The 21,593-nt window shown below is 62.2% G+C and carries 30 protein-coding genes; 8 read left to right on the top strand and 22 right to left on the bottom strand.

Going from position 1 to position 21,593, the window contains the following annotated elements; all coding sequences use genetic code 11:
* Positions 1 to 370: 370 nt before the first annotated feature.
* Complete coding sequence (locus MKK60_RS01965) at positions 371 to 991, bottom strand: recombinase family protein (RefSeq protein WP_243983652.1); 621 nt, start codon at positions 989 to 991, stop codon at positions 371 to 373.
* A 419-nt stretch (positions 992 to 1,410) separates the two neighbouring features.
* On the opposite strand from MKK60_RS01965, the gene MKK60_RS01960 reads away from it, so the two are divergent.
* From MKK60_RS01960 to MKK60_RS01950, 3 genes are read left to right on the top strand one after another with little or no spacing between them, the layout of a single operon-like run.
* Positions 1,411 to 1,671, top strand: coding sequence for an AbrB/MazE/SpoVT family DNA-binding domain-containing protein (locus MKK60_RS01960; RefSeq protein ID WP_243983650.1), 261 nt, complete (start codon positions 1,411 to 1,413; stop codon positions 1,669 to 1,671).
* Positions 1,664 to 2,056 (top strand): type II toxin-antitoxin system VapC family toxin, encoded by a 393-nt coding sequence (locus MKK60_RS01955; RefSeq protein WP_243983648.1) that lies wholly within the window; start codon positions 1,664 to 1,666, stop codon positions 2,054 to 2,056. Before MKK60_RS01960 ends, MKK60_RS01955 begins: the two co-directional genes overlap by 8 nt.
* 26 nt (positions 2,057 to 2,082) lie before the next feature.
* Positions 2,083 to 2,526, top strand: a complete 444-nt coding sequence (locus MKK60_RS01950) for a hypothetical protein (protein WP_243983646.1) — start codon at positions 2,083 to 2,085, stop codon at positions 2,524 to 2,526.
* Here the strand turns inward: MKK60_RS01950 and MKK60_RS01945 are convergent.
* Positions 2,499 to 2,951, bottom strand: a complete 453-nt coding sequence (locus MKK60_RS01945) for a hypothetical protein (RefSeq protein ID WP_243983645.1) — start codon at positions 2,949 to 2,951, stop codon at positions 2,499 to 2,501. The two genes, MKK60_RS01950 and MKK60_RS01945, sit on opposite strands and share 28 nt — an antisense overlap.
* Positions 2,952 to 3,209: 258 nt before the next feature.
* Positions 3,210 to 3,668, bottom strand: coding sequence for a MucR family transcriptional regulator (locus MKK60_RS01940; RefSeq protein ID WP_243983644.1), 459 nt, complete (start codon positions 3,666 to 3,668; stop codon positions 3,210 to 3,212).
* 166 nt (positions 3,669 to 3,834) lie between these two features.
* Between MKK60_RS01940 and ctrA the strand changes: the two genes are divergently transcribed.
* Positions 3,835 to 4,536 (top strand): response regulator transcription factor CtrA, encoded by a 702-nt coding sequence (gene ctrA, locus MKK60_RS01935; protein ID WP_243983643.1) that lies wholly within the window; start codon positions 3,835 to 3,837, stop codon positions 4,534 to 4,536.
* A 53-nt stretch (positions 4,537 to 4,589) separates the two neighbouring features.
* Here the strand turns inward: ctrA and MKK60_RS01930 are convergent, their stop codons facing one another.
* Positions 4,590 to 5,018, bottom strand: coding sequence for a type II toxin-antitoxin system VapC family toxin (locus tag MKK60_RS01930; RefSeq protein WP_243983642.1), 429 nt, complete (start codon positions 5,016 to 5,018; stop codon positions 4,590 to 4,592).
* Complete coding sequence (locus MKK60_RS01925) at positions 5,015 to 5,284, bottom strand: FitA-like ribbon-helix-helix domain-containing protein (protein WP_243983641.1); 270 nt, start codon at positions 5,282 to 5,284, stop codon at positions 5,015 to 5,017. The genes MKK60_RS01930 and MKK60_RS01925 overlap by 4 nt, the downstream gene beginning before the upstream one ends.
* A 741-nt stretch (positions 5,285 to 6,025) precedes the next feature.
* Between MKK60_RS01925 and MKK60_RS01920 the strand changes: the two genes are divergently transcribed.
* From MKK60_RS01920 to repC, 4 genes are all read left to right on the top strand, one after another.
* Positions 6,026 to 6,286, top strand: coding sequence for a hypothetical protein (locus MKK60_RS01920; RefSeq protein WP_243983640.1), 261 nt, complete (start codon positions 6,026 to 6,028; stop codon positions 6,284 to 6,286).
* A 574-nt stretch (positions 6,287 to 6,860) separates the two neighbouring features.
* Entirely contained in the window at positions 6,861 to 8,081 is a 1,221-nt protein-coding gene (gene repA / locus MKK60_RS01915) for a plasmid partitioning protein RepA (protein ID WP_409567349.1), read from the top strand.
* Positions 8,078 to 9,103: a plasmid partitioning protein RepB gene (gene repB, locus MKK60_RS01910; protein ID WP_243983639.1), complete on the top strand. Its 1,026-nt coding sequence runs from the start codon at positions 8,078 to 8,080 to the stop codon at positions 9,101 to 9,103. The genes repA and repB overlap by 4 nt, the downstream gene beginning before the upstream one ends.
* 187 nt (positions 9,104 to 9,290) lie before the next feature.
* Positions 9,291 to 10,505, top strand: coding sequence for a plasmid replication protein RepC (repC, locus tag MKK60_RS01905; protein WP_243983638.1), 1,215 nt, complete (start codon positions 9,291 to 9,293; stop codon positions 10,503 to 10,505).
* Between the two features lie 285 nt (positions 10,506 to 10,790).
* On the opposite strand, the gene MKK60_RS01900 is transcribed toward repC, so the two are convergent.
* The 17 genes from MKK60_RS01900 to MKK60_RS01820 all read right to left on the bottom strand — a co-directional run bounded on the left by MKK60_RS01900 (position 10,791) and on the right by MKK60_RS01820 (position 21,269).
* Positions 10,791 to 11,945 (bottom strand): YihY/virulence factor BrkB family protein, encoded by a 1,155-nt coding sequence (locus MKK60_RS01900; RefSeq protein WP_147726150.1) that lies wholly within the window; start codon positions 11,943 to 11,945, stop codon positions 10,791 to 10,793.
* A gap of 145 nt (positions 11,946 to 12,090) precedes the next feature.
* A complete protein-coding gene (locus MKK60_RS01895; RefSeq protein WP_187275554.1) occupies positions 12,091 to 12,252 on the bottom strand; it encodes a hypothetical protein in 162 nt (53 codons plus the stop codon).
* Between the two features lie 321 nt (positions 12,253 to 12,573).
* Positions 12,574 to 12,930 carry a DUF3618 domain-containing protein gene (locus MKK60_RS01890; RefSeq protein ID WP_243983637.1) on the bottom strand — a complete coding sequence of 119 codons (357 nt, stop codon included), beginning with the start codon at positions 12,928 to 12,930 and terminating at the stop codon, positions 12,574 to 12,576.
* Entirely contained in the window at positions 12,927 to 13,289 is a 363-nt protein-coding gene (locus tag MKK60_RS01885) for a phage holin family protein (protein ID WP_243983636.1), read from the bottom strand. Before MKK60_RS01885 ends, MKK60_RS01890 begins: the two co-directional genes overlap by 4 nt.
* Before the next feature lie 41 nt (positions 13,290 to 13,330).
* Entirely contained in the window at positions 13,331 to 13,774 is a 444-nt protein-coding gene (locus MKK60_RS01880; RefSeq protein WP_243983635.1) for a hypothetical protein, read from the bottom strand.
* Positions 13,775 to 13,817: 43 nt separating this feature from the next.
* A complete protein-coding gene (locus tag MKK60_RS01875) occupies positions 13,818 to 14,180 on the bottom strand; it encodes a CsbD family protein (RefSeq protein WP_243983634.1) in 363 nt (120 codons plus the stop codon).
* A 63-nt stretch (positions 14,181 to 14,243) separates the two neighbouring features.
* Positions 14,244 to 14,435 (bottom strand): hypothetical protein, encoded by a 192-nt coding sequence (locus MKK60_RS01870; protein ID WP_243983633.1) that lies wholly within the window; start codon positions 14,433 to 14,435, stop codon positions 14,244 to 14,246.
* Positions 14,436 to 14,547: 112 nt separating this feature from the next.
* Positions 14,548 to 14,676, bottom strand: coding sequence for a YidB family protein (locus MKK60_RS01865; RefSeq protein ID WP_313901108.1), 129 nt, complete (start codon positions 14,674 to 14,676; stop codon positions 14,548 to 14,550).
* Between the two features lie 144 nt (positions 14,677 to 14,820).
* On the bottom strand, positions 14,821 to 15,303 hold the full coding sequence (locus MKK60_RS01860; protein ID WP_243983632.1) for a YidB family protein: 483 nt from the start codon (positions 15,301 to 15,303) through the stop codon (positions 14,821 to 14,823).
* Positions 15,304 to 15,387: 84 nt separating this feature from the next.
* The gene (locus MKK60_RS01855) at positions 15,388 to 16,083 is read right to left on the bottom strand and encodes a hypothetical protein (protein WP_243983631.1); all 696 of its coding nucleotides are present in this window, start codon (positions 16,081 to 16,083) and stop codon (positions 15,388 to 15,390) included.
* A gap of 49 nt (positions 16,084 to 16,132) precedes the next feature.
* Complete coding sequence (locus MKK60_RS01850) at positions 16,133 to 16,513, bottom strand: hypothetical protein (RefSeq protein WP_243983630.1); 381 nt, start codon at positions 16,511 to 16,513, stop codon at positions 16,133 to 16,135.
* A gap of 111 nt (positions 16,514 to 16,624) precedes the next feature.
* The gene (locus MKK60_RS01845) at positions 16,625 to 17,530 is read right to left on the bottom strand and encodes a YsnF/AvaK domain-containing protein (RefSeq protein WP_243983629.1); all 906 of its coding nucleotides are present in this window, start codon (positions 17,528 to 17,530) and stop codon (positions 16,625 to 16,627) included.
* Positions 17,527 to 18,027: a YsnF/AvaK domain-containing protein gene (locus MKK60_RS01840; protein ID WP_243983628.1), complete on the bottom strand. Its 501-nt coding sequence runs from the start codon at positions 18,025 to 18,027 to the stop codon at positions 17,527 to 17,529. The genes MKK60_RS01845 and MKK60_RS01840 overlap by 4 nt, the downstream gene beginning before the upstream one ends.
* A gap of 2 nt (positions 18,028 to 18,029) precedes the next feature.
* Positions 18,030 to 18,905 (bottom strand): PhnA-like protein, encoded by an 876-nt coding sequence (locus tag MKK60_RS01835; protein WP_409567350.1) that lies wholly within the window; start codon positions 18,903 to 18,905, stop codon positions 18,030 to 18,032.
* A 151-nt stretch (positions 18,906 to 19,056) separates the two neighbouring features.
* A complete protein-coding gene (locus MKK60_RS01830) occupies positions 19,057 to 19,317 on the bottom strand; it encodes a GlsB/YeaQ/YmgE family stress response membrane protein (RefSeq protein WP_092045733.1) in 261 nt (86 codons plus the stop codon).
* 107 nt (positions 19,318 to 19,424) lie between these two features.
* Complete coding sequence (locus MKK60_RS01825) at positions 19,425 to 19,589, bottom strand: hypothetical protein (protein ID WP_243983626.1); 165 nt, start codon at positions 19,587 to 19,589, stop codon at positions 19,425 to 19,427.
* A gap of 180 nt (positions 19,590 to 19,769) precedes the next feature.
* Positions 19,770 to 21,269 carry a PAS domain S-box protein gene (locus tag MKK60_RS01820; protein ID WP_243983625.1) on the bottom strand — a complete coding sequence of 500 codons (1,500 nt, stop codon included), beginning with the start codon at positions 21,267 to 21,269 and terminating at the stop codon, positions 19,770 to 19,772.
* Positions 21,270 to 21,593 lie beyond the last annotated feature (324 nt).

The raw sequence follows: 21,593 nt of genomic DNA, 5'->3' as shown, positions 1-21,593 counted from the left end.
CAGCTGGCGTAGTACGAACGTCTGCCCTGGCCCTTTAATGCGCCAGTTGAAGACAAGCTGCTTTCCACCCGGCTTAGACATAGGTCAACCACCGCCAACATACCGCGAAGCGAACTTTCCGAGGGCCCGAGAGGGGTCGTGGGCGGGCTCGGCGACGATGTCCGCTTCCACGCATCGATGCCCCAAAGCAAACCAGCTGAAATCCACCCAACTTGGACATAGGTCCTATCAGGTTCGACGTCGGGTATCCGACCGTTTTCCTGACCAATTGGGGTGCACACCAAACTGTAGGCGTAAACGGCCGTTTTCTTGTCAGGAAAGGCTGCCCAATTATCTACCGTCGCGATATCCCGTCTCCGCAAACCATTGATCAGATAGTCTTTTGCCCAAGGATCTTGAGAGCGTCGGCTCTAAACCGACCCTTGGGATCGACGTGTCGATAGAGGGTTTGGCGAGTGATGCCGAGTTCCGCGCAGAGGTCAGAGACCTTGGTCTCCGGTTGACCCATCGCAGCTTGTGCGAGGCGGAGTTTGGCAGCGGTCATCTTCGGCTTGCGACCTCCGTTCCTGCCTCTGGCACGCGCTGAGGCAAGCCCAGCCTTGGTCCGCTCGATGATCAACTCGCGCTCGAATTCCGCCAACGCTGCGAAGATCCCAAACACCAGCCGGCCATTGGCGGTGGTGGTGTCGATGTTGGCCCCCTGGCCTGTGAGCACCTTGAGCCCGACCCCACGCTTGGTCAGATCGTGGACGGTGTTGACGAGGTGGCGCAGGTCGCGGCCGAGGCGGTCGAGTTTCCAGATCGCGAGGGTGTCGCCCTCGCGAAGCGCTTTGAGGCAGGCGTCGAGCCCAGGGCGGCTGTCGCGTTTGCCGGAGGCATGATCCTCGTAGAAGCGCTCGGGTTCGACGCCGGCGGCGAGGAGAGCGTCGCGCTGCAGGTCGGTGGTTTGCGAGCCATCGGCCTTGGACACGCGCATGTAGCCGAGCAGCATGGGGTTGTGATCCTGTGCGGGCGTGACGGGCCACGCGTCGTGAGGCGGTATGACGATCAAGGGGTCGGGGGCCGCCGATCTGCGGTGCTCCCCCGTTCGTGCCTGTCACGCAAACGAGCGATTGCGTGACAAATACAGCGACGGCCCCCAAACGGCCGAGCTACCGTACTACAAGCCGTCATAAATTCTACGCTCTGTCATCGATAGAAAATGATCATTAAGTGACACCGGATACGGTAGTGATGCGCTTTTGGTCACTCACTGATGTTTCATCTCAAACCTGGATGGCAATCAGAGTCGAAGGTTGAGCCATATGCGCAAGGCCACGACCATGGTTCCCTTATCTGAACCCGGTCATCTTGATACGACATGCGTGGTTTGGTACGAAATGACGTTCAGGTACCATTTGACAGGTCTTCATGGCGTCGCAGGCGGTTAAAATTATCGATGGGGGTAAGCTGATCATTCCAGCTGCGTTTCGGCGCAAGCTCGGGATCGAGGTCGGCGATACCGTCATCATCGAACTGGATGAGGACGGACTTCATGTCCGATCGCTCACCTCAGCCGTACGCCTGGCTCAGACGATTGTCGGCACCTTCCGACCCGACGATGCGCCAGGTGAAAATGCGTTGAGCCAGGATCATGCAAACGATCCGCACCAGGAGACCGAGCATGACTGAGGCGTTCGTCCTCGATGCCTCAGCCCTGCTCTGCCTGCTCAAGGGTGAAGCCGGGACGCAACGCGTGATCACGGTCCTGCCACGCGCTTGGATCAGCGCCGTCGCTCTGTCCGAAGTTTATGCTGCCCTCGCTGAAGCCGGCGGCTCCCAAAACCGCATCGCCCAAGCTGTCGGGGGGCTTCACCTACGGGTCGATCCCTTCGGCGACGCTCAAGCTCAAGCCACAGGCATGCTGAGACCGCTTCTCAAGGCGTTCGATCTCTCCCTCAGCGATCATGCCTGCCTCGCCCTCGCACAACAGCGAAATGCTGTCGCGCTCACCACTCAGAAAGCCTGGGCCGACCTCCCCAAAAGCCTCAGTATCACCATCGAAATCCTCCCATGAGACGTCACTGGAGGATCTCCTGAACAATGCCGATCCGGCGCGAGCATCGCTTCTTCTATCCCATCGACTGGCCGCAACTCTCAGCGGCGATCCGCTTCGGGCGGGCGGGTGGCGCCTGCGAGGGCTGCGGTCGGCCCCATGGGCTGACCGTGTACCATCTCGGTGATGGGCGCTGGTGGGATGCCAGCATCGGAGCCTGGCGCGATGGACAGGGCCGTACGCTGCGCAGCCTGCCGACGATCGAAGATCTCGGTCGCATCCGTACGACCCGCGTTGTGCTGCCTGCCGCACACCGCGATCACGACACCACCAACAATCTCGACCGCAACCTCGCAGCCTTCTGCCAACGCTGTCACATCAACCACGATCGCCCCGAGCATCGGCGTCGACGCTGGCGCACCCTGTTTCGCCGTCGGGCGATGGGGGACCTGTTTCGGGGGCTCTACCCGACCGCAAACAAATCGAGCTGAAGCGCCGATCTCTGCCCCCTGCCCCGCCGGCCGCCTCGTGGAAGTGGCTTGATCACTGGCAGGGCTCCGGTCCCCTTGGCATGCAGCACGGCCCCGACAATCTGGCAGCCGTCGCCCGGGTGATACACGTAAGCACGGCAGCCATCGGCCTGGAGGATCTCCTGAACAATCGCCTCGTCATCGGGACGTGCGCATAAGGCATTCATCAAACACGCCAGCCCAAGCGAGGCGATGTTCGAGAAGTAGAACTCACGCTGGTAGCCGGTCCAAACCTGTCTCTGCGCACCAACACTGGTTCGTGCGAACGGATTGTTGGGTGCAAACACTGTGCCCTCGTCCAAGACGAAAGCAGCAATCGCATCGCGATCAGCGATATGCAGCGCGGTCCGGATCGATGCACCGAGCTGACGCTGAGAAATAGGCACGCGATGTTGTCCTCACCCACAGCATGATGTGCAGCCGCTCGTTGGGTCGAACGTGCATGCCGCGCCTTGTTGCAAGACACAAACTGACTGGCCCACAGGTTTTCCACAACCGGAACAAGGCGTGAACGGAAACGCTTCATTAACTCTGTGGCTGACGTGCTGCAGCATCCTCCCTCCTGACGATCCGCCTGCTGATCAAACAGCAAACAGACCGTGACTCAGTCAGACTTTGCTGATTCCAGCGCAAGACCGGTAAGCTCAAGCTTCGTCAGGGTCGTTGCCAACTTCCTCCGGTGCTGACTTGCGCCGCAGCTGACCCAAACCGAGGCTCTTGGCGAGTTCGGAACGCTTTGCCGAGTAGCTCGTGGTCACCATCGGGTAGTCGGCAGGCAGGCCCCACTTGGCGCGGTAGGCCTCCGGTGTCAGGCCACGTAGGGTAAGATGACGCCGCATCGTCTTGTAGCCCTTGCCGTCCTCGAAGCTGATGATCGCATCTGGGGTGATCGACTTGCGGATCTGAGCGGGCGTCAGCTTCTCAGGTTCGGACGCGGTCCTCGGCTCCTCACCGCCGAGGCGGCTCAAGGAAGCATGGACGCTGGCAATCAAGTTCGGCAGCTCGCCAGCTTGAACGTGATTGTTCGAGACATAGGCTGAGACGATATCGGCTGCCATCGCCAAAACGTTGCTGCTTGTGTCTGCCACTGCTTCGTCAAACATGAAATATACTGCCCTATAATCAACTGATATGGCCAGTCTTAATTGGTTTCCGGCAGAACAACAAGTCGAATATGGGCCGATAAGGCGCTGATACGGACCCTACTGCAAAACAGGAATTTGTTAAGGATCACGCATTAGTGGATCTTAACACTTACGGGGACGGACGATGCGGGTTCTGCTGATCGAGGACGATGCGGCGGTGGCACAGAGCATCGAGCTGATGCTGAAGACGGCCGGGTTCAATCCCTTCGTCACCGATCTCGGTGAGGAGGGGATCGATCTCGGTAAGCTCTACGACTACGACATCATCCTCCTCGACCTGACGCTCCCCGACATGTCCGGCTACGAGGTGCTGCGCCGCCTTCGCGTGGCCAAGGTGAAGACCCCAATCCTGATCCTCTCAGGGATGGCCAGCATCGAGGACAAGGTGAAGGGTCTCGGCTTTGGCGCCGACGACTACCTCACCAAGCCGTTCCACCGGGATGAGCTCGTCGCCCGCATTCAGGCGATCGTCCGCCGCTCGCAAGGGCATGCTGAGGCGGCCGTGACGATCGACGACATGGTCGTCAACCTCGATCAGAAGCTTGTCGCGATCGGTGGGAACCGGGTTCCGCTCACTGGCAAGGAGTACCAGATGCTGGAACTCCTTGCCCTGCGAAAGGGCACGACACTGACCAAGGAGATGTTCCTCAACCATCTCTACGGCGGCATGGACGAGCCCGAGCTGAAAATCATCGACGTGTTTGTCTGCAAGCTGCGCAAGAAGCTTGCTACCGCATCAGGCGGCAAGAACTACATCGAGACAGTCTGGGGTCGTGGCTACGTGCTGCGCGAGGGTGTCGCCCCAATGCTAGCTATTGCAAGCTGACGTGGCGAGATAATTGGGTAGGCTCAACCTGCTCGGTTTCGCGGTCGAATTCGTCATCCCCCCGCAGACTGCCAGGGATTGATGATCGTCAGACCGCACGCTTCAAAACCGCCGACATCGCGGGTGGCGATGCTGTAGCCCGCAGCCGCGGTCGTCGCCGCAATCAAGGCGTCAAAGCCTTCGATCGGCATCCCGGCGTCCCGACGCGTCCGTACGATCCGCGCATAGTGATCGGCGGCCAAGCCGTCGAATGGCAGGACGCGTCCGGCAAACTCCTCGGTAAAGATCGCGGAGGCGACCGTAGCGAACCCGTCCCGTCGGCGACCTGGCGGCATCATGGTGACGCCGTAGAGGATCTCGGCACGGTTGAGACTGGTGGTGTAGAGCCATGAGCGGGGCTGGGACGCGACCCACGCGACCACGGCCGAGCTTGGCTCTGGGCGCATCAGCTCGGAGATAACGTTCGTGTCGAGGACGATCATCGATCAAAGGACGGCGGGGCAGCGATCGTGACAGCCGGGTGCTCTTCCAGGTCGATGCCACCAAACGGTGCTACTCGGCGTCGGATCGCTTCGGCGAGATCGGGTGTGCTCTCGGCCTCGACGGCAAGAGTGGCTGCCAGGATCGAACGCGCCTCCGCTTCCATGGAACGACCGTTCATCGCCGCACGGATGCGGAGCCGCTCCTTCACGCGGCCATCGAGATTGCGGATCGTGATCGTTGCAGCCGGTGCGAGCGCGTGAGCCATATCGTCTTATAAGCGATGCTAGCATTGCCATCAACATCGCTGCGAGCAGGACTACGTTCGATCAAGCACGCAGGATCAATCCGGTGATCTGGAACCAGAGACGTGAACGACCCGGCCGGGATCTATCCTCAACCGCGTGATCCATCTCGACACTCGGGATGGATCACATCACCCGCCTGCCCGATGCCGAACCTATCGCGCGAACGCTGCTGCATTCGGAGTGCGGTCGGTAGAACCTTGATCTCGGCCCATTATCGGCTCTTCCCGCGCGCATGCGCTTGTTGCTTGGTCGCAAACAGGTCACCTCCGTTTCGCGGTCTCGAGGCTGCTCTTGGGATTTTTAAGGGTCCTTGCCAACCTCCCGAAATCGGGACTGCGCGGGGAGCAGCCAGCAATGGCATCGCGATATGCAACCTCCCGAGCCCCGCCATCGGGACCGTCGTTCGATGCCGCAACTACATCGAGACGGTCTGGGGCCGTGGCTACGTACTGCGTGAGGGTGTCGCCCCAATGCTAGCCATCGCAAGCTGAAGCACGGGCTCAATCAGTAGAGGAACGCCCCCAAGATCGTAGGGAACCTGCCACTCTCGTTCACTCCTCGCACCCGGGGTGCACAGGTGTGCACACAACTTATGAACTCATTTACCAGCATCGTAACGTGCTGGATTTTGCTGTGAAATGCTGTCAATTGTCGTGATCGCGTTCGTCTGAGCTTTATCCGGCGTGGGTTACCGACAGCCTATGGTACGGGTGGAACTCGATGGCTGGGCAAGGGACTTCGCCGCCGATCACGGCTGCGATGACGTCACCGTCCCGTTCGACCGGATGGTGCTTCGGCATCTGCCCCGCATCGAGGCCCTTCTCGCCCGTGGCTTGACCTTCACCACCCTGGCGCACGCAGTCACCCGCGCCGGCGTTCAGCGCAAGGATGGCCGAGCGTACTCGGACAAGCAGTTCAACATGGCCGTGCGGCGGGCGAGGTCCCAGGTCAGCATGACCTAACCGTCACCGTGGCCTCGATCCCCGCCGATGGCTGCGACGCGTGCGACATCGCTCGACTCACCTCCGCTCTACGCGACGGACACCGACACAATCGGTCGGCATCTGCGGCCTGGACCCTGCACACGTGCCCTCAAGCACCAGGTCTGAAGGCGACAGCGGGCTTGGCAAGGGCGGCCGGAGTGTGCGGTCTCGACGCTTCTCAGCGCCACGAGGACAGCACAGCCCGCGCTATCCGAGTCGTCGGCGGTCTGCTGGTAGCGCAGCCGACTCCAGGCTTACGTGCCCTTCGTCTCAAGCTCATCGCCCTGCCCGCCGTCTATGGGCTCGACGACACTCGTAACGTACCGGAGCCCTGGCACAGCCTCGGCAGCGTGCTCGGGATGTCACCAACCTAATCGCCGTTGACGTACGCGGTTGGGGTAATGACCGCCTGAGCGGTGAACAGGCGACCCGCGACGGGTTCGTGAAGAGCTACACTTTCCGCACTTATCGGGCTTGCGAATCATCCTTGATTCGGTTGAATTGTAGCTGCTACGTCAATTTGGCGAATTTTCTGCAAGCAAGGTCCGTAAGGATGAACCAGCACGCGGTAATCAAATCGCCTCCGCAGCAGCCAACGGTTTCGCCGGCGGCGATGATCGGTGACCATGCAGCCGTGTTGCGCGAGCAGCTTCAGGCGATCTCGTCAGGGCTGTTTCCTCCTACATCAGCCAAGACCCTGCGCCGATTTTCCTCCTCAGAAGCTGCTCGAATTATTGGTGTTACTGTATCTCGGCTCCAGCAACTCGCCGCGGAAGGTTTAGGGCCGCAGCCTGACGTCTCGCCAAACGGGCGACGTTCTTACACTCTCTCGGACATCCATGGCATTCGCGCTTATCTTGACGAGAATACGCGCAGCGGAAGACGTTACCAGCCGCATCGTCAGGAAGGTGACCACCTCCAAGTCATCGCCATAGCTAACTTTAAGGGTGGCTCGGGCAAGACGACGACAACCGCCCATCTTGCCCAATCTCTGACGCTAAGGGGCTATCGCGTTCTGGCGATCGACCTCGATCCGCAGGCGAGCTTATCGGCTCTCCTTGGTGTTCAGCCAGAATTGGATGTCGATACCGATGAAACGCTATATGGGGCGATCCGGTACGATGATTCTCGCCGCCCGTTGCGCGACGTCATTCGGCACACCTACTTCACAGGTCTGGACCTAGTCCCTGCGAACCTTGAGTTGATGGAGTTCGAGCACGAGACGCCGCGTGCTCTGAACAAGCGCCGTGCAGGCGAGCCTCTGTTTTTCGACCGAGTGGCACAAGCGATAGAGTCCGTAGAAGCCAGCTACGACGTTGTCGTGATCGATTGTCCGCCGCAGCTCGGATACCTGACCCTCTCCGCTCTATGTGCGTCGACTGCGCTGCTTATCACCGTCCACCCCCAGATGTTGGATGTGGCGTCCATGAGCCAGTTCCTGGCGATGACCGAGGATCTGCTCGGCGTTGTGTCGGAGGCCGGCGGCAATCTCCAGTACGATTGGCTTCGCTATCTTGTTACGCGCTACGAGCAGCAGGACGCGCCACAAACGCGGATCGTTGGGATGCTCCGGACCCTATTCGATGACGCCGTTCTTACAGCACCGATGCTGAAGTCATCTGCAGTCTCGGATGCCGGCTTGTCGAAACAGACCCTCTACGAGATTGGCCGGGACGCCATTACACGCTCAACCTACGACAGGGCGCTTGAGGCCTTGAATGCAGTAAACGCCGAGATCGAGGGCCTTATACGGAAGGCGTGGGGACGCGCATGAACCGCAAGACGAACCTAGATGCCTTGTTTGGTTCGAAGCAGGGAGCAAAGCCAGAGGCGTTTGCACCTGCAAACCTTGTCCCTGGAGAAGCAGAGTTTGCAGGTGCAAACTCTCCCTCCCCCGTGCTTGAAAGCCGCAGAACCGGCGCCGTGCGCACGATGGGTTCAACCCTGCGCAATCTGGCAGCCAGAGCCGATGTAGCGGCCGAGATCGAGGCTGGGTCGCTCATAGTGGATCTGGATCCCGGACTTGTCGATGACTCCTTCATTGCCGATCGTGTCTCTGATGCCAATGATCCCACCCTACCTGGCCTGGTAGAAAGCATCCGAGAAAGTGGGCAGCAGGTCCCCGTGCTTGTGAGACCACATCCGGAGACAACCGGACGCTTTCAGATCGCCTATGGACGACGGCGGACTCGCGCTGCACTGATCCTGGGGCGCCCTATACGAGCTGTTGTCCGACCGCTCTCAGATGAAGAACTCGTCGTTGCGCAGGGTAAGGAGAACCTGGAGCGACGCGATCTCAGTTACATCGAGCGAGCTTTCTTCGCGCTGCGACTCGAAGCCCACGGGTTTCGCCGCGATACAATTATGTCCGCCATGGGAGTGGGGAAGGGGGATCTCTCGACCCTGATTGCGGTCGCAAAAACGGTACCCCAGGAGGTCCTGTGCGCGATCGGCCCCGCCCCGGCGGCTGGTCGTCCGCGTTGGCTGCTTTTGGCGGAGCGGCTGAAGTCGACGGGCGCTTCTGAAATCGGCAAGCTGATCAGTGATCCGGGCTTTATCGCTAAGCCAACTGATGAGCGCTTTGCTGCTACACTGGAGGCGTTCGGTCCGAAGGTTGCGCCGAAGGCGAAGTCAGAAGTCTGGAAAGACCAGCAGGGACGCAAGGTCGTGCGCATTGAGCGCAGCAGCGGTCGCTTCATTCTGTCGATCGATGAGAAGCTGGAGCCGAAACTCGGTACCGCTCTCCTAGATCGGCTTCCCGAGATCCTCGCCGCCGTTCGGGCTGGCGAGGCGTAACCCGATCCACAACACGAACCAGGGAGACGACGCACTCGAAAAAGACAAGGCCCCCCGAACCGCGTCCGGAAGGCCCTCTCTGTAGTCCCTAAGCAAGCGCAGAGAAGCACATCTCCCGGCACATCGTCAAACGATTTCGCGCCGGTTCGGCGGACGCCTTGTCTTTGCCCGGTGCCCGGCAGAGACCATGAACCTTCACATCACGACGCCCTTCGGGCGCCGGCCGCTAACGGCTGCGCATCTACAGGCGCAGGCAGCCGCCGCTGCGTGCTCACCTGAAACCACTGTCAACAAATGGGCAGTGTTTCGGCATATCGCCCAGGCCAAGGACGCTATCTGTGTGTCCGACAGGGCTCTTGCCGTCCTTAACGCGCTTCTCAGCTTCCATCCTGAAACGGCGCTGGTCGCGGGGCTGGGGGGCGATCTTGTCGTCTTCCCATCAAACGAGCAGCTTCGTCTGCGCGCCCACGGCATGGCTGAGACAACGCTCAGGCGCCATCTGGGTGCATTGGTCGAGGCTGGCCTCGTAATCCGTCGAGACAGCCCGAACGGCAAGCGCTACGCCCGGAAAGGACAAGGCGGTGAGATCACGTATGCCTTCGGATTTGATCTCACGCCGATCGTCTCCAGAGCGTGCGAGTTCAAGCAACAGGCCGAGATCGTCGAGGCCGAACGCCGGGAACTGCGGCTCACGCGTGAACAGGTCACGATCCTGCGTCGCGACGCAGCCAAGATGATCACCGCGGGCGTAGAGGGCGGCCACGAGGGGGACTGGACAGCGCTGCGAGCCCGCTACGCGTCCATCGTTATGGCGATACCCCGGACACCAAGCCCAACCGATCTGAAAGCTATACGGCGAAGTCTAGCCATGCTTGTTGCTGATGTGGGCAACGTCCTCATTCCGCGATCAGAATCTTATATTTTGGACGGCAGTGACAGCCATTCTGAGCGGCACATACAGAATTCAAAAATAAATATCCTTGATTCTGAACCGGCATCCGGGAGTCGCGCTCGGGATGCTGATGAGCCACGTCCTGCAAAGGCACGCTCGCCCGACCAAAGTTACCCTCTCGCTATGGTGCTCGATGCCTGCCCAGATATCCGGGACTACACCCGCGCCGGCGCGGAGATGCGCTCCTGGCACGATCTTGTCGCAGCCTCCGACCTAGTAAGGACAATCCTCGGCATCAGCTCAGCAGTATGGCGGGAGGCGCAGTCGACGATGGGAGCAGAAACTGCTGCCGCAACGGTCGCGGCAATCCTGCAGCGAGCCGGACACATCAAGAGCCCTGGAGGCTATCTGCGGAAGCTTGTGGAACGTAAAAGGGCAGGGCGGTACAGCTTGGGACCAGTCCTCATGGCCCTGAACCGTGCACGTCTCGCACAATGCCGACCGTCTTGATCGCCAATGTCCACACTGGATGTCAGGATAGTAAACATAGTGGTTTATCGGACAGTAGAAAGCTGGTCATATTTTCCCGACAGAAACAGGGGCATTTGCTGCTGTTCGATCCTGGCTTAGCAGTTCTTTCAGGAAAACGGTCGGATCCCCGACATACGAATCAATGGGATTAATATCTTTTACATGCGAGTGATCGTTAAATTTAGTACTGATAGGCAAATACAGAGTCTGTCACGATGCAGATGAGACGTGCGACCGCAATGGGTCGCACGTCTCGTCTGCTTTTCATGCGGAAGCGGCGACCGTGTCAGCCACCTTCGCTTTGCGTGCACCAAGCTCCTCCGGCCGACCGGTGGTCGTATCGGTGACTGTCTGATGTTCCATCTCGGCGTTCAACTCCGCTCCGAGCAGGACGATGGTCGTAGAAATCCAGATCCAGGTCATGAAGCCGATGATGGCTCCGAGGGACCCGTAGGTTTCGTTGTAGTTGCCGAAGCTTGACACATACCATGAGAACAGCGCTGACACGACAATCCAGAGAACACCAGCAACGCCACTTCCCCACGTGACCCAACGCCACTTAGCAGCTTCCCGACTCGGACCGTATCGGTACAAAAGCGCCAGGCTGCCTAGGACAACGAGGAGTAGGATCGGCCATCGTGCCAAGGCGATGACCCACTCCATCGAACCCAAATTCAACAAGGCTAGCGCAGCCGGTATCACAACGATACCAACAAGAGCTAGAACCACAAATAAAAGTGCCCCGGCCGTGAAAGTCAAAGATCTCAGGTTTAACCAGAAGAAGTTGCGCTTCTCTTTCTCGTCGTAGACAATGTTTAGTGCATCGAAGATTGCCTTCATGCCGCCGTTGGCGCTCCAGATCGACACGACGATGCCGAAGGCCGCGGTGAAACCGAGGGTGCCGCCTCCTTTTGCTGCGATGCGCTTGACCTGCTCGCCGATGATATCGAGGGCACCGCCCGGCATGACGCTTTGAAGAGAGGCCAACTGTTCATTGATGGTCGTAGGGTCGGCCACAAGGCCGTAGATTGAGACAAAGGCGCCAATGGCCGGGAACAACGCCAGGATGGCGTAGAATGTGACTCCTGCCGCAACCAGCAGCACACGGTCGTTTCCGAACTCTTGGAACAGGCGCTTGCCAATATCGAGCCAACCTTTGGCCGGGATCTCGGATGGGGTGGACGCCTTACGGCCTCGGTCAACCTCTGTATCTGCGACCTGGGAAGCGGCCGCTCCTTCGTGGGTTCTTGGGCCTTCCTCGGCGCCTAGCTGACTCGATGCGCCTTCCGGGCGCGAACTGAGTCGGCGATGCGGTAGAGCCACCAATCCAAGAAGCGCGGTTCCAAGAAAGAGGGTCCACACTATTGGGGAGGTCTCAGTCCGTGGCTGCGGGGTCAGCTGTTGGATAGGGTCAGTCATGGGGCATCTCGGGAAGTAGGCTCAAAAAGGGGGGGCTCGGGTCGAGGCAGCGTACGCACGTCTGCGTCAGTCTTGCGACCCATTCCATGCGCTCAGACAATTTTTCCAACCGTTGTGATCAGAAGCAGGTCGATTGTGGACGATATTAGATCATGAGGGAGCGCCAGATCATCGCAAAGCCAGTGAGGATCATCGCGACCAAGATCAGGCTTGCGGATGGGGGCGTACGCAGGTGCCTTAGCCGTGCGATGAACATGCCAATGAGAAGGTTTAGAACGACCACCAGGCAGACTTGCTCGATGGTCATGCGAGAATCCTTTCAATACTTTTAACTCGACGCAATGGGTATATGATTGAGAGAAAGAAGTGCTTTAGCCGCAGTGTTTTCGCTATTTCATCGAATTAGCGAGCTGCAATTAAATGCGTTTCTCTGGGTGGGGAGTCAGTGCATTGCCATTATGTGGGCTTAGGCGCCGTACTTGGTCCAGCTAGAACAGGTGCTGACTGGACGGAAAGCTGCTGCCGAATATCCCAAGCTTGACCAGTGTCGCGGCGAGCTCATATCGCCTCGTCCCAAGGCTGTTTTCGACGCTGGCCATTTCTGCGTCGTGGACTGTCATTGTCTCGGTCACCGGGAATTTTTCGATGCCGTAGCTGGAGGCTTCGAGGCAATGGCAGTGCTCGGTACGGCGAACCGATCCGGATCGCGTATGGCTCGGTAGGCAGCCCCCCCAATGGGACCCTTGCCCTTGAGGAGCATCACGGTGCCGAGGCACATCATGAGGACTGGCACCGGATTGCGGCGGACAGCCTCCAGGGCGCCGTCGTAGAGGACGGCCCCGGTCGCGTCGCGGCGGATGCTGCCGAGCATGTCCTCGACGATGCCGGTGGGGGTGAGGCGCTGCGTAAGACTGTCCAGCGTCCGGCCCAGGCGGCCGCGGCTTGCCTCGATCTCGTGCTCCAGTGCGTCGGCATCACTCATCATGCGTCTGCGTGCTCCTTGATAACGGTGGCGTCCTGCCGAAGCTGGCGGCCTGTCCGAGTCGGCATGAGCCCGTTGAGCGAGAACCGGCTCCTGGCGGTCAGCGCCAGGACGACGCCGAGAACGAGGAAGACGACACCGACGATCAGGGCGGAGAGCGCCTCCGAGCCGACGACAGCGGCGAGCCACTTCATCAAAGCGTCGACCAGGACCAGGAAGCCGACGATTGCGAACACCGCTGCGCCGGCCATCGCCGCGAGGCCGATGACCACGCTTCGCAGGCTGTCGGTTATTTCCTGGCGGAACAGGGCGATCTCGCCCCGGACGACGTCGCCTGCACCCCGGAGCGCTTCGGCGAGCAAACTGGGAATGCCATGGGGAGACGTGGGTGGCGGGACGGCGCTCAAGGGTACCCGCCCCACGCCTGCCTGGGTTCACCGGGGGATTTGCCAGCACCGCCTTCGCCGGACCGGATGACGTGGAAGGCGCCGTACCCGAGCGCCCCGACCACCAGGGCCGTCGCCAACGGGTGGCCTAGTGCGACCCCCTCGGCGTCGCGGTAAAGCTCACGCCAGCCTCGGCGTATGATACGGTCCGAGAACGCGTCGAGGTTGTCGGCGACGGCCTGGACGAACGGCTTTACCTGTGTTTGTCCATTGAGTTGGCTACCGCCCGAACGCAGCGCGCCGGCGAGCTCGGAGAGGAAGCCTGCAGCCTCGATCTTGTGCCAGTCGGCATAGCCGCTGGCTTGGTCGCGCACGGCATCGGCCAAGCCAGCCGGTGAGCGTGGCGCCTGCATCGGGCCATCGGCGAGGGGCGGACCCGCAAGTCGGGTGGGATCGCTCATGGTGCTGCTCCTGACCTGCGGGACGGCTTGGGTGGGGCCGCACCTAGCGGCGGCCGTGGACGACCATCGCGAGGAGGTAGCCGAGTGCGCCCGCCATCGCGGCCATCATCAGCGGTGACTCCTTGGCGTAGCTCGTCACCGTGTCGGCGCCCTGACGGTAGGTGCGCTCGGCGTCGGGGAAGGCGTCGCGTCCCTGCTTCAGCGCGCCCTGCGCAAGGTCACCGGCCTGGTCGGCAACGTCGCGAACGGCGTCCTTGGCCTGCCCGTACAGGTTCTCGACGTTGCCCTTGGACTCGTTGGCGGCACCCTTGGCCTGGGTCCCGCGGTCGCCGGTGACGTCGCCGACGGCGCCCTGGACCTTGCCGCCGAGTTCCTTCGCCGCGCCGGTGATGCGGTTCTCGTCCATGGTTCTTCTCCGAAGTTGGTGCCGGGCGCGCGGAATGCGCGTCCGGCGGTTGGATGGGGTCCGTTACTTCTTGGCGCTCTTCCCGTGAGCCTTGGTTGAGCTCTCGTGTGCCTTCTCGGAGTGGCCATGGGCCTCCTTCGAGTGCTTGGCGGCGGCGGTCTCGTCGCCCTTCTCGTGGTGCTCGGCGGCGGTCTTGTGCGACTTGGCGGCGGCCTCGTGGTGCTTGGCAGCCTCGTCGTGCGCGGTCTTGGCCATGGTCGTGTTCCTCGGGTGGCACCATCGCGGTGCTCGTTGCGGTCGTGTCGACCGGCGCGTCCGGCTGGGAAAGGCCCCGACCGGCGTGCGGGATGTCCTCAGGTGCAACGCCTCAGTGGGCGGGCAGCCTGCCGCCGGGGGTGTAGCGGTCCACCGCCGAAGGAAGCTCTGATGAGAGCCGGGAAAGAAGCTCGCTGCGGGAGAAGCCGGCCTGTCTCGAATAAGTATCGAGCTTGTCCAGACTAATCGATACTTAGTGGTTGGCTTCGGTGCTTCCAACCATCAGAAAGGCAAGCGTTGTCGTCAGGAGCCAAGGACGAACACCTATGTGCTGATCCAAATAGAACGGCAAAGCTCGTTTTGTCCTGAGTAGGCGCAACAAGAGCTACCAGTGTGCGTGCTCCTGCTCGGTCGGCATCCGGCCTTGCGGGGTGAGCTGGTCGATCACACCTGGCAGCAGGTGGGAGAGCTGCGACAGCAGGTCGGAGCTTCCCATGCCGGTCTGCTGTGAGAGTTGCCCCACCGTTTCCGGACCGAGCGCCGCTCCGAGATCGTGCGGTGCGATCGGCTGGTTCTGTCCTTGGCCGATCCACGAGTTGATTGCCCCACCATGGCCGGCCTGGGTAAACTGCTCGACGAGGGCACCAAGCCCACCAGCTCCGCCACCTCCGAGCAGACCACCGAGACCACCCTGGCCACTGCCAAGACTGTTACCTGCGTTGCCCAGCATGCCGCCAAGGCCGCCGCCTCCGGCCCGTGCAGCCAGAAGGCTCATCAGGACGCCTACAAGGGGACTGGCGCCGGCGCCCTGCTGCTGACTGGCGTTGCCGCCGACCACACTGCCGATGATACTGTCGAGTAGGCCCATGATCTGGACTCCTGAAGCGGCCTTTCGACCAGGTTGATCGGATTGGTTGATGCCGAGGCTGCGCTGGCGCGCGGATCCCGATGATCAGACTGGGTGATTGTAGACACGCACCCGGCGAGCACCGGACGTCCGTGTATCCGGGATAGCCACGGAAGCGCCGACCGCATCGTTCTCGCGCACGATCGAGCCTGCGGCTGAGTCCGAACCAATCAAGGTCGAAGTATCGCTTTGCGACGCGCCAGCCGTCTTGCTGCTCCAGCCCTCGCTTTCCCAACCCTTTGTACGCGCGTCGAGATCGACAGCGCCATGCTCCTCCAGGATGCGCATGGTCACGGCGGCGTGGGCCTCATCCACCTTCGCGGTCAGTAGCGAACCACCCCGGCGCACGCCTTCAGCGTAGGCATGCGCATCGGTCTCGCTCACGCCGGCGCTGGTCAACGAACCGGTCAAACCACCTGCCGCGGCACCGAGGCCGGCACCAGTCAACGTCGCGACGAGCCAGCCCGCAGCCACGACCGGACCGACGCCCGGAATGGCCATCAGCCCGAGGCCGGCGAGGAGACCGGCACCGCCACCCAGGATCGTGCCGAGCGTCGCACCGGTCCCTACACCGTTGGCGGCATGGTCCACCGGATCGCTCGTTCCAGTGGTGGTCGTCTCCGTCTTGTTGCCGACGAGACTGATGTCGGAGTGCGGCACACCGGCCGCCTCCAGCTTCGTCACGGCCGCCGCAGCGTCGTCGTAGCGATCGTACAGGGCCGAGAGGGTCTGTGTGGGCATGGAAGCACTCCGAGGGGTTTGAACCGGATGAATCGAACGCGGAAACCGGCTAGCGCACCGCGACGTTGCCTTTGAAGTCGAGGCCGACGCTGGTCGGCTTGCTGCCCATCAGCGCATCGCCGCGCCAGATGCCGTCGCCGTCCTTCTTGAGGTTCTTGACCTCGTGGTAGCCGGCCTGCTCGAGACGCCGGCGGGCCTCACCCTCAGTGAAGCTGTTGGCGCCCCGCTCCAGTTTGACGTTCGCTCCCGCTCCTGTGACCACTGTCGCGTTGGCGTGATCCGTGTTCGGCCGCGTCACGGCGTTCTGACCACCGGAGGTCGCACTGGAGACCCCACCCGCTGCCGGCTGCCCGGTAAGAGTCGTCTGCGCCGATGCGGGTGCTGTTGCGAGCAGCGGTAAGAGGAGAAGAAGCGAGCGGTTCAGGAACATGGCGGGGCCTATTTGACAGGTTGCGGTCGAGAACGGGCCGACCCGAACTCGGATCTCGGCATGGTGCGCTGCCTGGTGCGTCCAAGCTCCAGGCAGCGCTTCTCGGATGGATCAGACCGGCTTGCGGGTGCCAGGCGCAGCGTCCGTCACCGTGGTGCCGGTCGTGCCAGTGCGGCTGACGTTGCCGCGCTCATCCTCGACCTCGACCTCGGTATGACGCACCTTATCGGTCACGGTCTCGACGCGCTGAGCCGCATCCTTACGGATGCCAACCTCGCCAACGACGCGGGCTTCCTTCGACACCACCGCCTCTTCGCGCATCTCGGTGGCCTCGATGACCTTGTCCTCGAACAGAGCCATGTCGCCAGGCGTCACCGCCCGGTCGACCACACGCCGATCGACGTGCACGGTCTCGTCATGCAAGGTGACGTTCTCGCTTACCGCCTTCTCCACGGCGTAGGAGCGCACCCGCACCCGGCCGCTGTCGACCATGCGCTTGCCGACGTTGAGCCGCTCCTCGACGACCGGGATGTAGTCCGACTCGCTCGTGGTCGTGCCGGCGGCCTTCAGCGCCGCGGCGCCCGGAGCCGTCGTTCCGGTCGCCGTCGTACCCGTGGTCGAGCTAGCTGCCGTTGCTCCACTGGCTGAGTAGCCGCTCCAGCCTTCCTGGCGCCAAGCGCTTTCACGCTGGTCGAGATCGATCGAACCGTTCTGCTCCAGGATGTCGTAGGCTGTGTCGGACTGCGTCGGCTCGACACTCACGGTCAGCAGCGTGCCGCCTCGGCTCAGACCCTCACTGTAGGCGTAGCGATCCTCCTCGGGCATGAAGAAGTCCTTCAGTGAACCCCAGAACCCGCCCTCGTCCTTGCGGTAGTCGTACGAGCCACTCGTGCGGGCCGTCTGCGCTCCCTGCACCAGCTTGATCGCCGATTGCGGGATGCCGGCGGCGACGAGCTTGGCTTGAGCGGCCTGTGCCTCGGCCGGGCGATCGAAGAGCGCGGTGATCGTCTGCGTCATGATGTTTGCTCCTGGGCTGATAGGGGATCGATCTGCTCGCTGGCGTGGCCTTCCGGATCCACGCGTTCGACCACGGCGTGCTGCTTGCGCAGTGTCACCGGGACCTCGACGTCCTCGGCCGCCGTGGTGCGACGGACGAGCACCTCCTCCTTCAAGACGAGGCGCTTCTCGACGACGAGGATCTCTTCAAGGATCGGGATGATGGTCACCCCATCCTCCTCACGAACCACCGGGGGCGTCTCGCCCTCAGTCAGGGTCCGATTGATCGGCACCCGGGTGACGCCGACGTGATCGCTGCGCAGGGTCTCGCGCAGGATCTGGTCGACCGTCTCGGTTCGGGTCGAGACCCGCACGCGCCCGGTCTCAACCGCCCGCTTGTCGATGCGGGCGGTCTCGGCGAGCAGCGGGAGCATTACGCTCTCGCCGACGGCGACCTCCGCCGCGTGCTTGTCCTGCGTCCCAAGGAGGCGCGGCTCGATGGCGGAGGGGTCGCTCACCGTCAGACCCGACGCTGGGTCGTGACGACAGGCGCGGTGCGGGTGAGCACCGGATCGACGGCGGCACCACGCCCGGCGAAGAAGGCAGCCAGCGCCCCGAGGACCAGCGCCAGGGCGCCGTAGAGCGCGCCCTGCGAGCCCACGCGGGCGGCGGTGTCTGCCGCCTGCTTGGCCTGCTCCTTGGTCTTGGCGACCGTATCGTTGAACTGCTTGGTGTAGTCGGCAACCTGGGTCCGGGCCTGCTCGACCGGGATATTCTGCGCCTTGGCCAAGGCCTGGGCGGCCTTCTCCTGGGCGTCCTTCTGCTGGGCGGCGTCACCGGTCACGGCGGCGCGCATGGAGCTGACGGCGGCGTTCTTCAGGGCCTCCGGGTCGCTGCCGGTGCCGTTGCGGACCTGGCTCTCGATATTCGAGAACGGGTTGTCCATGCCCGGCAGCGACGGGGCAGCGGCCTGCGCGGCGGTCTTCACCGAGCCACCGATGAGATTGCCGGCGCCGCCCAGCGTGTTCGACACCGCGCTCGATGCGCCGCTGACCATGCCGCCGACGGCGGAGGACAGTAGGTAGACGACGACCAGGGTCGAGACCGCCCATGCAAGCAGCCCGTGGTAGGCGGTGGTAGTCCGGGCGGGCTTGCCCGAGAGCCGCCCAGCGAGCCAGCCACCGGCGGTGGCTGCGAGAATGCCGGAGATCACGAACCAGATCCCGGCGCCGGACGACAGACTACCCGCGGTCGGGGTGCCGTTGCCGGTCGGATCGACGGTCGACAGCCCGATACCGAGCCCGACCATATTGAGGATGACCTGAGCGACGAGCGCGATCACCGCGCCGGCGATGACTGCGCCCCAGGAGACGGAGTGCAGCGCCATCGTTCGCATGTCCTCGGCTGGGGTGGCGAGACTGGTGGTGGGCAAGTCGCGCTCGTAGGCCGAACGGGTGGTATCGGGAGCTAACGCCATCGTGGAAGGTCTTTCGTTAGAAGTGGTCGGGCCGGTCTTCGGCCGGTATCGGCGGAAGTGGTATGCCGGGTCAGAGAACCCGGCGGCGGCCCATCAGGGCGTGGTAGAGCCACAGCACCACCACCGCGCCGACGACGGCGACGAGCAGACTGTAGAGGTTCACTCCGGACACCCCGGGCTGGCCGAACTGGTTGAACAGGAAGCCACCGACGACGGCGCCGACGACGCCCAGCAGGATGTCGACGACGAGACCCTGGCCGGTGTTGTTGACGATCTTGCTGCCAATGAAGCCGGCGATCAGACCAAGGACGATCCAGGCGAGGAGGGACATGGTGCAGTTCCACTTCATGCAGTTGGGTCGGGAGGCCTGCCTCTGCAGACGTGCTGACGGTGTGCAGAGGCTGAGTGCAGCCCGCGCGCCTACTCGCCGCCACAGCATCACCTGTGGGTCGAGCGCTTCGATCTTGCCTTGGGGGTCGACGACGTGTGTGCAGCTTCGATGGCGGCGATCTCGGCGGCGGCTTCCGCCTGGATCGCGTGGTCGCCCTCGATGATGCCGATGGCTTCCTTGATCAGCGCTCGGATATGGTCGGGTGAGAGCACCTTCCGACGCCCAGCCAAGCGGATCTCCTCATATCAGCCCTAGGGGATGATCTTCCGAGATGCTCGCTTGAGCAGAGCTACCACTGCGTAATCAGATGGCCCACACGAAGTTCCGACGATTTACATAAAGTACATCTGTACCAAGCCGACCTGGTAGTTCTGTCACGGTTTTAGGCCATCTCAGCGCTGGGTCCGTGTAGTCGAGCCGATGCCACGCTCCTGCGCCCACACCACGACGGCGCTGCGCCGGTTGACCCCAAGCTTGCGGTAGAGCGCCGAGACGTGATTCCGTACCGTGTTCGGCGACAGCTTCAGCTCGGCGCCAATCTCCTGGTCGGTGTCGCCCTGGCAGATCCGCGTGAGCATGTCCCGCTCACGGCTCGTCAGGTTCTCGACCGCGACCGATGGCCGGCCAATGCGGGTCGGGTTGCGCAGGGTCGCCAACTTGTCGATCACCCCATGGCTGAACCACGATGCGTCCGCCATCACCGCCTCGATCGCGGTGATCAACTCGCGCTCCGAGCGCTTGCGGCCAGTGATGTCCTGCAAAACGCACAGCACGCAGGCCGCACCGTTGATGATCACCAGCTCGGCCGAAATCAGGCAGTCGATCTCGGCGCCTGCCGCATCCTGCAACACGGCCTCGAAGCCTCGGACGCTGCCGAGCCGCTTGAGATCGCGTGAGAACTTACGCTGCTCGGCGCGATCGACCCAAAGCGCAAGTTCAGCAAGCGATTGGCCGTCCACACTCTCGGGGGCGTGTCCGAACGCCGTCAAGAAGGCCTGGTTGACGCTGGTGATAGCCAGCCCGTCCGCGCTCATCAGTGCGCTCGGCACCGGCGAGAGGTCGAACGCCTTGGCGAAGCGCTCCTCGCTGTGGCGCAGCGACATCTCGGCCTTACGGCGATCCTCCAGGTCGGCGAAGGTGAACAGCATGCACAGCTCGATGCCGCCCGGGCCCGGCATCTCGATGGCGTGCCCGGCCACGATCACGTAGCGGCCCTTCCCGCAAGGCGTGGCAAGTTGCGCCTCCATCTGCGGAATCGTGTGGCCCGCGTGCAGGCGGTGGATCGCCATTTCCCGCCGCTCGGCCTCGCGCAGCAGGTCGATCTCGCAAAAGGTTCGGCCGAGCACATCGTCACGATGGTAGCCGGTGAGATCGAGAAAACCGTGGTTGACCCGCACGAAGCGCAGATCGGCGATCCGGCAGATGATCGCCGGGGCCGGATTGGCGTTGAACATGCGTTCGAACCGGGCCTCGGCCTGGTAGCGCTCGCTCACATCCTGCATCATCAGAGCAAGGCCGCTCGGCGTGCCATCCGCATCCGTGGTCACCAAGCTGCGGATGCGGTGCATCCACCTGTGTGACGGATCCCGGGTCGGAACCAACTCCACCACGACGTCGCGAAACACTTCGCCAGCGAGCACCCGATCGAGGGGATGCTGTAGCGGTCCGATCTCCCGGTGATTGCGGTAGTGCAGCGTGAAGTTCGCGCGGTACTCCGAAACGGTGGCACCGAGATCGCTCGTGTCCGCAACGCCATGCATCGTCACGGCGGCGGCATTCGCGTAGGCGATGGTCTGATCCGGCTCGATCAGGATCACGCCCTCGGAAAGACCGGCCATGATCTGCCGCATCTGCATGTGGCGCGGCTCGTCGATCATCGGCAGGTCACTCATAAAACGCCAACGTTCAAACGAGGGAAAAGCCCAAACTGCCGCGTTTGGAGCTTCTTGATCCAGCCGATCGCCTCGGATGAGTTCGCCGAGTCAAGCTCGCGCTGAGGAGCTGTACCTATGAGCGTGAGCGGAGTTTATTATACACAAGCTGCAGTTTGGGCCGGCGGCTTCCGGTAAGGAACATTGGTCAGCCCCCATTGAAGTGGTCCGCCCTTTGGTATGGCTTTTGAGCCTGGAGGACGGACGAGATGGCAAAGCACCCGAAGCCCGAGGAGATCGTCGCGAAGCTACGTCAGGCGGACGTTCTGATTTCACAGGGCCAGA

Origin of the sequence: Methylobacterium sp. J-092, from assembly GCF_022829325.1 — a bacterium.
Lineage (GTDB): Bacteria > Pseudomonadota > Alphaproteobacteria > Rhizobiales > Beijerinckiaceae > Methylobacterium.
This window is presented reverse-complemented; position numbering and strand designations above follow the sequence as displayed.